11 protein-coding genes and 3 pseudogenes are annotated in these 8937 nt (G+C 61.9%); 10 read left to right on the top strand and 4 right to left on the bottom strand.

The window, feature by feature from the left end:
* Positions 1-232 (top strand): RES domain-containing protein (locus tag X760_RS73200; protein WP_023723185.1); only part of this gene is annotated, 232 nt, incomplete at its 5' end.
* A gap of 123 nt (positions 233-355) precedes the next feature.
* Here X760_RS73200 and X760_RS73195 read toward each other — a convergent pair.
* Positions 356-523 (bottom strand): annotated as a pseudogene (locus X760_RS73195) (integrase); the annotation flags it as partial.
* A gap of 275 nt (positions 524-798) precedes the next feature.
* On the opposite strand from X760_RS73195, the gene X760_RS0140640 reads away from it, so the two are divergent.
* The 6 genes from X760_RS0140640 (at position 799) to X760_RS73170 (ending at position 6990) form a co-directional block, all read left to right on the top strand.
* Complete coding sequence (locus X760_RS0140640) at positions 799-1608, top strand: methyltransferase domain-containing protein (protein ID WP_084643179.1); 810 nt, start codon at positions 799-801, stop codon at positions 1606-1608.
* Between the two features lie 628 nt (positions 1609-2236).
* The gene (locus X760_RS73190; RefSeq protein ID WP_023723181.1) at positions 2237-3505 is read left to right on the top strand and encodes an amino acid ABC transporter substrate-binding protein; all 1269 of its coding nucleotides are present in this window, start codon (positions 2237-2239) and stop codon (positions 3503-3505) included.
* A gap of 161 nt (positions 3506-3666) precedes the next feature.
* On the top strand, positions 3667-4539 hold the full coding sequence (locus tag X760_RS73185) for a branched-chain amino acid ABC transporter permease (RefSeq protein WP_031195531.1): 873 nt from the start codon (positions 3667-3669) through the stop codon (positions 4537-4539).
* Between the two features lie 8 nt (positions 4540-4547).
* Positions 4548-5534: a branched-chain amino acid ABC transporter permease gene (locus X760_RS73180; RefSeq protein ID WP_023723179.1), complete on the top strand. Its 987-nt coding sequence runs from the start codon at positions 4548-4550 to the stop codon at positions 5532-5534.
* A complete protein-coding gene (locus tag X760_RS73175; protein ID WP_023723178.1) occupies positions 5531-6277 on the top strand; it encodes an ABC transporter ATP-binding protein in 747 nt (248 codons plus the stop codon). Before X760_RS73180 ends, X760_RS73175 begins: the two co-directional genes overlap by 4 nt.
* A complete protein-coding gene (locus X760_RS73170) occupies positions 6274-6990 on the top strand; it encodes an ABC transporter ATP-binding protein (protein ID WP_023723177.1) in 717 nt (238 codons plus the stop codon). Before X760_RS73175 ends, X760_RS73170 begins: the two co-directional genes overlap by 4 nt.
* A gap of 131 nt (positions 6991-7121) precedes the next feature.
* Here X760_RS73170 and X760_RS77630 read toward each other — a convergent pair whose 3' ends face one another.
* Together X760_RS77630 and X760_RS77035 are read right to left on the bottom strand one after the other, a co-directional pair.
* Positions 7122-7361 (bottom strand): hypothetical protein, encoded by a 240-nt coding sequence (locus X760_RS77630; RefSeq protein WP_198030586.1) that lies wholly within the window; start codon positions 7359-7361, stop codon positions 7122-7124.
* Positions 7312-7453, bottom strand: a pseudogene (locus X760_RS77035) (ISNCY family transposase); the annotation flags it as partial. The gene X760_RS77630 and the pseudogene X760_RS77035, both read right to left, overlap by 50 nt.
* 112 nt (positions 7454-7565) lie before the next feature.
* Here X760_RS77035 and X760_RS77625 point away from each other — a divergent pair.
* A complete protein-coding gene (locus X760_RS77625) occupies positions 7566-7736 on the top strand; it encodes a hypothetical protein (protein WP_023723176.1) in 171 nt (56 codons plus the stop codon).
* 52 nt (positions 7737-7788) lie between these two features.
* On the opposite strand, the gene X760_RS75980 is transcribed toward X760_RS77625, so the two are convergent.
* Positions 7789-8235 (bottom strand): helix-turn-helix transcriptional regulator, encoded by a 447-nt coding sequence (locus X760_RS75980; protein WP_084643182.1) that lies wholly within the window; start codon positions 8233-8235, stop codon positions 7789-7791.
* On the opposite strand from X760_RS75980, the gene X760_RS73165 reads away from it, so the two are divergent.
* Positions 8198-8653, top strand: a complete 456-nt coding sequence (locus tag X760_RS73165) for an SRPBCC domain-containing protein (protein ID WP_023723175.1) — start codon at positions 8198-8200, stop codon at positions 8651-8653. The genes X760_RS75980 and X760_RS73165 overlap by 38 nt on opposite strands.
* Positions 8654-8697: 44 nt before the next feature.
* Positions 8698-8937, top strand: a pseudogene (locus X760_RS77700) (adenylate/guanylate cyclase domain-containing protein); the annotation flags it as partial.

The following is an 8937-nucleotide window of genomic DNA, read 5'->3' as shown; positions in this document are numbered from 1 at the left end:
GAGCGCCTGGGCCACGGCTCTCAGCAACGGAGAGCGACCTGCATCCTGGTCCATCTATGACCGGCTGCGGCCTGAAGGCATCGCTGGAATTCTGGTGCCGAGTTTTGCTCCGGGCGCGGAGACGGAAGACCGCAATCTGGTGCTATGGGAATGGGGTCCCGATCTTCCGTACAAAGTGAACGTGTTCGATCCGAGCGGTCGGCTGCCGAAAGACCAGCTGTCCTGGCGATGAAACAGGCCCGGAGGTTCCGGGGCTGCCCGAATGGCCGAAAACCAGTCTTTTGGCGCTCAGGGTGAGGCCGTTCGCGCGAACCTGAGCGGCGGAATAACGGCAGAGGAGGGGGTTTTTGCCTCGTTAGAGGTCGGAAGCCCTGGTCAGGTTGATGCGGATGCGATCTCTGCGGCGCTGATAGTGGCGGGTCATCTCCGAGGAGTTATGGCCGAGCTGTTTTTGCACATCGAGTTCGTCGACCTCGGCCGACGAGGCGAGGCCAGCGCGCAGCGAGTGGCCGGCGAATTTGACGATGCGGGCCATTGTCGAGAAGCCCGGACAAGGCGCAGCAATGACGATGATCGAATTTTCTCTTCAAAGGCTGGGTTGTCGAATAGGATAACTAGGACTAGCAGCCCCGCCAGCGCGTGTCCCGCTGGCCGCCGTGCCAGCGTTAGCGCGAGGGCCTGGCTCCCACGCCCTCCATCGCCAGCGACCGATCGGGAGCACCTGCTGCTCCGCAGACTCGACTTCATATCAGCTGGCGCTAATTATCGTCCCCTGGGTGAAAAAACCTTAGAGGCGACATGCTGAAACCATCAAGGAAGAACAATGTTCGAGAGAGCCGACTTCTTTCTCTTTTTCGCAGCTATGGTGATCGTATCACAGTACGGCGGGTCACACGCAAACTTCATTCGTACCGAGATTGGCTCAGAGCCTTTGCCCTGACGCACCTCCCGACGAGCAAGGCTCATCACTGCAATGCCTGCGATCGCGATGTAGCGGCTTTTTACCGTTTCGGAGCGTACACTCTTATCTGCCCGCTTTGTCATGCCGTGGATCGTGAGCGGTTTTTGATTTGTGCTCTAGACCGTAGGCTTATCAAGTTGCCGGCGGGGCAGCTTGAAATTCTCCAGATTGCGCCGAGCGAGAAGGGTCTTTCAAAGAGACTCTCTCAAGCGGGCAATCTAATCAAAGCCGATTTCGAGCCGGGACGGTACGGGCCCGATACCGTGAAAATTGACCTGATGGACATGCGTCGCACCAGCGATCTCGATATCGTCGTCTTAAGTCATGTCATGGAACACGTACCTGATGATCGGCATGTGTTTCGGCAACTTTGGTCATCTCTTAAGCCCCGAGGGCAGGTCTGGATCCAGGTGCCGCTTATTTATCGCCAAACGATCGAAGCGACGCCATCTATGTCACTGAGCGAGCGCGACGAGCGCTTTGGTGGATCGGATCACGTGCGAGCCTACGGACCGGATATCAAGGAGCGTATCGAGGACGCCGGCTTTACGGTCACCCGAATAAATTCAGATCGTATACCCGCCGCGGATCGCGACCGGCTTGGGCTTCTCTCCGATACTCTCTTTGTGGCAGAACGGCCCGAGTAACCCAATTTGGAATGAAAGCATTGTTGCCACGCTTGTCCGCTTGGGCCTGCCTTCGGGCGCCGGGCCGGCTTTGCCCAGCCAACCCGGACGCGAGCGGACAGATTTGGTTCCGTGGGGCTCCATCTTCGAAACTGCGGCGACCGTTTTAAAGAAATCAAAAGGCTGCCGAAGGCGTCATCTTGGCGACGAGGCCATGATCGGCGAATCCCACCCCTCCGCGACCATGATCCGAGGGCTATCTCGCGCCTTGCCTCTCAAAAAGTGGTTTGTCTACCATGCGACGGAGCGTCGCGAGGAACATAAATCAACAGAAAAATCAACGCCTTAATGACTAGACCTTCGTTCCTTGATGCCTCGCAAACTTGTCTAGGTGCAGAATAGGAGCCGCGTCTACAACTGCTCGCGGCGCCAATGGCGCCCAAAAGGCATACGTCGACGAAGCTGGTGCACGACGAGGCATTGAGCATCCACAGCCTGCGGCGCCTCTACGCGTTGATGACCCGAAGCCGCCTTACGCATTGCCTGTTGACCCAGGCATATCTTCTCTGTCCGCACAAAAGGCATACAGTGGTATAAACAGGAGATATCGTCGGTTTCCAATCTGATAACGGATGAAGGGAGTTGAGTGATGTTCACGAACAGCAAACGTTTTTCGCGCCGTCGGTTCCTCGGCGTCAGCGCCGGCGCCTTCGCAGCCGGCCCGTTGGGCCCGTTTGTGCGAGCGGCATGCGCGCAGGTGACGACATTCAAGGCCGGCGTTATCACCTCGCTGTCGGGCGAGAACATCCTCGGCGGCAACCTGACCAAACGCGGTTACGACCTATGGGCGGAGGCCGTCAACGCCAAGGGCGGGGTTGAAGTCGCCGGCGAGCGTTTCAAGGTCGACATGTTCTACGGTGACGACCAAAGCAACCCCGCGACCGGCGCCGATGCCGCCGAGCGCCTGATCGTCCAGAATGAGGTCGACGTGCTATTCGGCCCTTACACCAGCGGCTCGACTATCGCCGTGCAGCCGATTTGCCAGAAGTACCAGGTGCCGATGATTTCCGGCTCCGCGGAATCCCCAAACGTCTGGAAGGCCAAGCCGGAATTCAACTTCGGCATCATCCCGGCCGTGGACACCACTGCGGGTAAATCGCTGGCCGTGCTGGCGAAACTGTCTAACCCCATGGCCAAGACGATTGCTGTGATCGGCGTCAACGAACCCTTCTCGAAGGAAACCGGCGAAGGTTTTCGCGACGGGGCCAAGGAGGCCGGATTGGAAGTCGTCGCCTACGAATTGGTGCCGGCCTCTGGCGACCTTACCCCCGTCATCTCTAAGATCGCAGCGCTCAATCCCGATATCGTCGCCGTCGGCGGCCATGAGGAGCCGCTGATCAATGTCGTCAAGACCTCCAAGTCGCTGAACTTCCGGCCCAAGGCGCTGATAATGCACTATGGCGTCACCGACCCGGCCTTCGCCCAGGCGCTCGCCGCGGACGCCGACGGCACCTGCGGCGTCTCCGTGTGGCTGCCGTCAGTTTCATATAAGGACGACCTCTTCGGCACCGCAAAGGAGTTTGCCGAGATGGCGCAAAAGAAGTCCGGGCACGAGCCCGACTATACCGAAGCGGCCTGCGCGGCCAGCGGTCTCGTTTTCGGCGATGCCGTCAAGCGGCTTGGCAAGAAGCCGGGGCTCACGCCTGAAGACAGGGTTGCTCTTAAGGACGCGATAGCCGCGACCGACATCCAGACCTTCTACGGACCGATCAAGTTCGAGAAGGAAGGCAACCACTACCACGACAACGTCCAGCCGGTGCCGGTGCTGATCCAGATTCAGGGTGGCAAGACCGTAGCGGTGGGGCCGAAAGAGGCCGCGGCAGCGGACCTCACCTATCCGCTGCCAGCTTGGAAATAGCCGGTTCTGGACAGGGTGGGGGCGGCCTCGTCGCCATCACCCTTGCCCGGCGCAATGACGGTGGTTGCGCGTGCTCGGAAAATGACGGACCATGCTATCGTGTGTACGGCCGCTTTGCCGCGGCACTCCGCTCTTTCGTTGGCTGACGGACGGTTCCCGCGTTGGATCTATTCCTACAGACCTTGCTGAACGGCCTTCTGATCGGCGGCGTCATCGCCACTTTTACGATCGGTTTCCAGCTCGCTTTCGGCGTGCTGCATGTCATCGATTTCGCGGTGGGCGGCTGGGTCGTGCTGGGCGGCTATCTCGGCTACTATATGGGTGCCGGACTTGGTGTCGACGGATTCCTGGCGATCCCCGTGGCCTTCATGCTATTCGGCGCCATCGGCTATCTGATTGGGCCGATCCTCTACAATGTCCGCAACAGCCGCACGGCGCGGCCGGAATTGATGGCGCTGGCGTTGACCTTCGGCCTGTTCACACTGCTGCGCGGCGGCATGCTGACCGCGTGGGGCTTCAATACCCACAGCGTGCCGACCGTGTTGAGCGGAGAGAGCCTCGCCGTCGGCCCCTTGACGGTGCCACTGATCCGCGTGGCCGCGGCGGTCTTCGCGATCGCCATCGCCGGCGGACTGTTCCTGTTCCTCTACCGCACCCGCTATGGGTTGGCGATCAGAGCGACGGCTGAAAACCGGCAGAACGCCGCACTGATGGGCGTCAACATCCGCCGCCTCAGCGCCACTGTTTACGGGCTCTACGCAGGCATCACTGCCATGGCCGGCGTACTAATGGGTGCAATCTTTTCAGTGAACCCGGAAGTCGGCCTGCGCTATACTCTATTCGCATTTTTCGTGGCTGTGCTTGCCGGCTTGGGCTCCGTCGGCGGTGCCCTCGTCGCCGCGCTGCTGCTCGGCGTCATCGAAGCCTTCGTCGCGACCTATGTCGGGTCGAGCTATTCGCTGCTGGCGATCTTTGGCACCCTATTCCTCGTCCTTCTCGTGTCTCCGCGCGGGATCCTGCGGCACGGGTTGTGAGGCGGGACATGAAGCCACGCTGGGCCGTCTTCCTCCTGCTGATCGCCGCAATCGTTGTGCTGGCGCTGCTGCCGATGCTGGTCAACAACTACTGGCTGCGCATTGCCACCGGCGCGCTGATGTGGGCGGGGCTGGCCTGCTCCTGGAACATGCTCGGCGGCTATGCCGGCTACATCAATTTCGGCCATTCGGCCTTCTTCGGGCTCGGCGCCTATGTTACGGCGCTGCTGATGGGCGACAGGCTCGCCTGGCCCTTCTTCGCCACCCTCCCGGCCGGTATCGTGGTGACGGCGCTGTTTGCCATCATCATCGGCGCGCCGACGCTGCGCCTGCGCGGCGCCTATTTCGCCATAGCCACCTGGGCCTTCGCCGAGGTGCTCATACAGTTCGCCTCGGTGATGGACTTCACCGGCGGCATCGGCGGTATTGGGCTGCCGCCCTTTCTTGACGAGCGCTTCTTCTACTTCGCCATGTTCGGCGCGGCTGCGCTCACCTATCTCATTACGTGGGCGCTGTTCGAGCGCTCGCGTTTCGGGCTGAAGGTCAAGGCACTGCGCGATCATGAGCCGGCGGCCGAGGCTATCGGTATCAATACTTCGCTGGTCAAGCTGCAGACCTTCGTGCTCAGTGCCGTCACCGCCTCGGTATTCGGCGCGATCTTCGCCTACTGGGTCACGTTCATCAATCCGAAAAGCGTCTTCGGCGGCGACATCACCGATCAGATGGTGGTGATGGTGCTGCTGGGCGGGCTGGGCAGCCTGTGGGGGCCGGCATTGGGCGGTGTGGCGCTCTTTGTCGTAAACCGCATCATCTGGATGTACTGGGGTGACACCGCCTTCTATATCGCCATATTGGGCGCGGCCATCGTGCTGGTGGTGCTGTTCCTGCCGAACGGCATCGCCGGCATGTTTTCGAGGCGCGTGGCCAAGTCTGGCGCCGTGCTGGACAAGGCGGTCGGCAATCTTGTCGGCGGCGGCCCGGGACGGCCCAGTTGAGCGCCGCCGAGGGCAAAACGGCTGGCACCGGCGAGCCTATTCTCGTCGTGCGCGAACTCCACTGCCACTTCGGCGGCATCAAGGCCGTCAACGGTGTCTCCCTGGACGTCGGTCGGCGCGAGATCGCCGGCCTGATCGGACCTAACGGGTCTGGCAAGTCGACTCTGTTCAACCTGATATCGGGCACGGTGACGCCGGATCGTGGCCAGATCCGCTTCGACGGTCACGAAATCGGCGGCCGAAAGGCTCACGCGATCGCGCGGCTGGGGCTTGCTCGCACCTTCCAGATTCCGGCCATGTTCGACAATATGAGCGTCACCGAAAACCTGCTGGCGGCTGCGGCCGAGGGCCACTGGCAGGGCGCGCGCGAACGGGCGGCCGATACGCTGGCGCTGCTCAAGCTGGAGCATGTCGCAGACAACCGCGCATCCGATCTTTCGGGCGGCCAGCAGAAACTGCTGGAGTTCGGGCGCGTTGTGATGCGCCAGGCCTCGCTCATTCTGCTCGACGAGGTGACAGCGGGCGTGCATCCCAACATCCGCAAGATCATCGTGGAGGCCATCGCGCGGCTGCGCGAGCGCGGCACCACTGTCCTGGTCATCGAGCACGACATGGAAATGGTGCGGAACGTGTGCGACCGCATCATCGTCATGGATGCAGGCCGTGTCGTGGCCACCGGGCCTTTCAACAACATCGTTCGCAATTCGGAGGTTATGCAGACCTATCTGGGGCGGCCGCAATGAGCACCACGCTCACCGCCGACAACATCGTTACCGGCTACGGCAAGCAGGAGATCGTCCATGGCGTCTCGCTGAGCGCGGAAGCTGGCAAGATTACCTGCATCTTCGGGCCGAACGGCAGTGGCAAGTCGACCCTGCTCAAGGCCATTGTGGGCGCGCTGCCGGTGTGGAGCGGTACGGCGCGCCTGGGCGAATCAACACTCTCTAACCTTGCCGTCCATGAGGTGGTGCGCCAGGGGCTGGTGTTGATGCCGCAGGGCGGCGGTGTGTTTCCGCGCCTGACAGTGATGGAGAATTTGCGCATGGGTGGCTACGCCATCGCGGACCGGCGGCTAGTCGAACAGCGCATCGAGGCGCTGATCGAGCAATATCCCTCTTTGGCACGGCGGCGGCGTACCGCGGCCGGTTCGCTTTCGGGCGGCGAGCAGGCAATGCTTGCGCTGGCGCGGGCACTGGTTTCGGAACCGCGCTTCATTCTGCTGGACGAGCCTTCCGCCGGATTGTCGCCGGCCATGGTCATCGAGACGCTCGAACGCATTACCACCCTCACCGCGCACGGCATCGGCATTGTGATGGTGGAGCAGAACATCCGCGAGGCGATGCCGATTGCGGACAAGCTTTACATCCTGGCGGCCGGCGAAAAGCGCTTCGAGGGGACGCGTCGTGACGTGCGCGACGACCGGCAGATCATGGAAATCTATATGGGGGGAGCGTGAGAGAAGCGGTCGACACCCCCAGCGCGAGTTGCAAGTGCCAAATGTGGCTTGGCGGTTAGTTGTAAGAAGGCGCTCATTTTCGGCAGTCAATTGGGAGAATGATCAGGCTGAGTTCGTTGTCGTACAGAAGTTCAAGCCTGCTGCTCAGAACCTGAACACTCGCCCTGTGGCCGACTTGGCGAGACCTTTGCGTCGAGCAACATTTCCGTTCTCATATCCAACTCCCGTCGTTCGTTTCGTGGAATGCCGAAGATATCGCCGCAAAGGGGAATGTTCAGATCACCGGCCCGGCGCTTCGCCGAAGCCACCGGCAGGATCGTCCTTGCCAAAGCGAGCGTTGAAGTCCGCCATGAACTCAGGTGCATAAGCATTGGTCTCCTTTGATCGTGCTGATGACGCGCAGGCGCAGTGCCTTCACAAGCCGATCTTGGAGTGTCTGATTGGCGCGCTCAACACGTCCTTTGAGAACCGGCACGCGTCCGCCTGCAGAATAATAGAGAGATGGTCCCGAAATGGATGTTGCGTAGGAGCCCGGGATCGACGGGCGTCACTGCAGCACTTCTTGATGGATTATCATGTCCGCGGCCCGCTGGCCGATCATCATACTGGGCGCATTGGTGTTGCGGCCGATCAACTTCGGCCGCGTCCAGGAGGGCAAGGGCCGCAAGGACCGCCACTCCACGATGTCGCCGCGACTGCACGAACTGCTCCGCGTCTGGTGGCGTGAGGGCGACGACGGGGCATGAAGCTGCCGCAGCTTGCCTGTTTCCGCGCCGCAACCCCGGTCACTGACGGGAATCAGCTACGCGTAGGAGCACCGTGCCAGTTTTGGCGCTTAGGTTCTGCGAATTTGCAGAGGTGCCGGTCGATGGTCTTTCCGCTGAGGCAGAGCTCATGAGCGATCACCTTATTTGACCTGCCGGTCGCCACCAGCCGCAGCACGTGCAGCTCGCGTGGCGTCAGCCCGAAACCAATCTCCGGTGATGCAACTGATCTCTGAGAATCGATCCTCGGGATATCGGATGCGGCACCCAACGCTTCGAACGCCTCCCGAAGCGGAGCGCATGCGCCGTGGCTGTGATCGGCGAGTGCCCATCGGAATCTCGCCACACTTGTCACTCCAGTGTCGATGTCCGATCCTATTCTATCGCACGAGCAGCCAACTGGTTTATAATTGCTCCAACTGTCCCAACTATGGAGGAAGCCGATGCAAGAGGCCCTCGTCGTCCGCCGCGAGACACACATCCCGGCGCCCCCCGCTGCGCTGTTTGCCCTCCTGACCGATCCGGAGAAGATCCTGCGCTGGATGGGAACAGAGGCGCAGCTTGAGCCGCAGCCCGGCGGGCTCTATCTCGTCAATGTTACCGGGGCTCGCGTCGCTCGCGGCACCTTCCGGGAGGTGGTGCCGGTGCACCGTCTGGCATACAGCTTCGGCTGGGAAGAGAGCGATGAGGTGCCGCCGGGATCGAGCCTGGTTGAGATCGATCTGATCGAGCAGCCGGACGGAACGCTGCTGCGCCTGACCCACACCGGCCTGCCCAATGCCGAGCAATGCGCCGGCCATGCGGAGGGCTGGGCTCATTACCTCGGCAGGCTGGGCGAGGTTGCAGCCGGGCGTGATCCCGGCCCGGATCCCAAATACGGCCACACGGGCAGGGGGTGACGGCCTTCCGCGCGCGATATCGCCGCCCGTGAGCCCGTTGCAATTTGACGGCGGACGCCGGCTCGCAGGGCGGGTCGAACCCGGCGCCATCGAGGATCGGACCGTACCAGCGCCGGGGGCGGGGGGAGGATAGATCGGCGGGCCGGCTGCGCATCGTCACGGCGCGGATGACAGGCCGGGTGCGGTGGCCGCATAATCGCGCCATGGATCTGCCCGCGCCTCTCGCCTGGCTGGTGGACGAGGCCGGCGCCTCGGCCGCCCCCGACCGGTTTGTGGCCGAGCTC

Source organism: Mesorhizobium sp. LSHC420B00 (genome assembly GCF_000503055.1).
In the GTDB taxonomy this organism is placed as follows: Bacteria; Pseudomonadota; Alphaproteobacteria; order Rhizobiales; family Rhizobiaceae; genus Mesorhizobium.
Note: the sequence above shows the minus strand (reverse complement) of the source record. Positions and strands in the feature narration are given on the sequence as shown.

What these genes read in the sequence shown, in the direction of transcription:
- X760_RS77630 (WP_198030586.1), bottom strand. Translation starts at nt 7,361, where the DNA reads ATGCTTATGCACCTGAGTTCATGGCGGACTTCAACGCTCGCTTTGGCA.
- X760_RS73170 (WP_023723177.1), top strand. Translation starts at nt 6,274, where the DNA reads ATGAGCACCACGCTCACCGCCGACAACATCGTTACCGGCTACGGCAAG.
- X760_RS75980 (WP_084643182.1), bottom strand. Translation starts at nt 8,235, where the DNA reads ATGTGTGTCTCGCGGCGGACGACGAGGGCCTCTTGCATCGGCTTCCTC.
- X760_RS77625 (WP_023723176.1), top strand. Translation starts at nt 7,566, where the DNA reads ATGTCCGCGGCCCGCTGGCCGATCATCATACTGGGCGCATTGGTGTTG.
- X760_RS0140640 (WP_084643179.1), top strand. Translation starts at nt 799, where the DNA reads ATGCTGAAACCATCAAGGAAGAACAATGTTCGAGAGAGCCGACTTCTT.
- X760_RS73190 (WP_023723181.1), top strand. Translation starts at nt 2,237, where the DNA reads ATGTTCACGAACAGCAAACGTTTTTCGCGCCGTCGGTTCCTCGGCGTC.
- X760_RS73165 (WP_023723175.1), top strand. Translation starts at nt 8,198, where the DNA reads ATGCAAGAGGCCCTCGTCGTCCGCCGCGAGACACACATCCCGGCGCCC.
- X760_RS73180 (WP_023723179.1), top strand. Translation starts at nt 4,548, where the DNA reads ATGAAGCCACGCTGGGCCGTCTTCCTCCTGCTGATCGCCGCAATCGTT.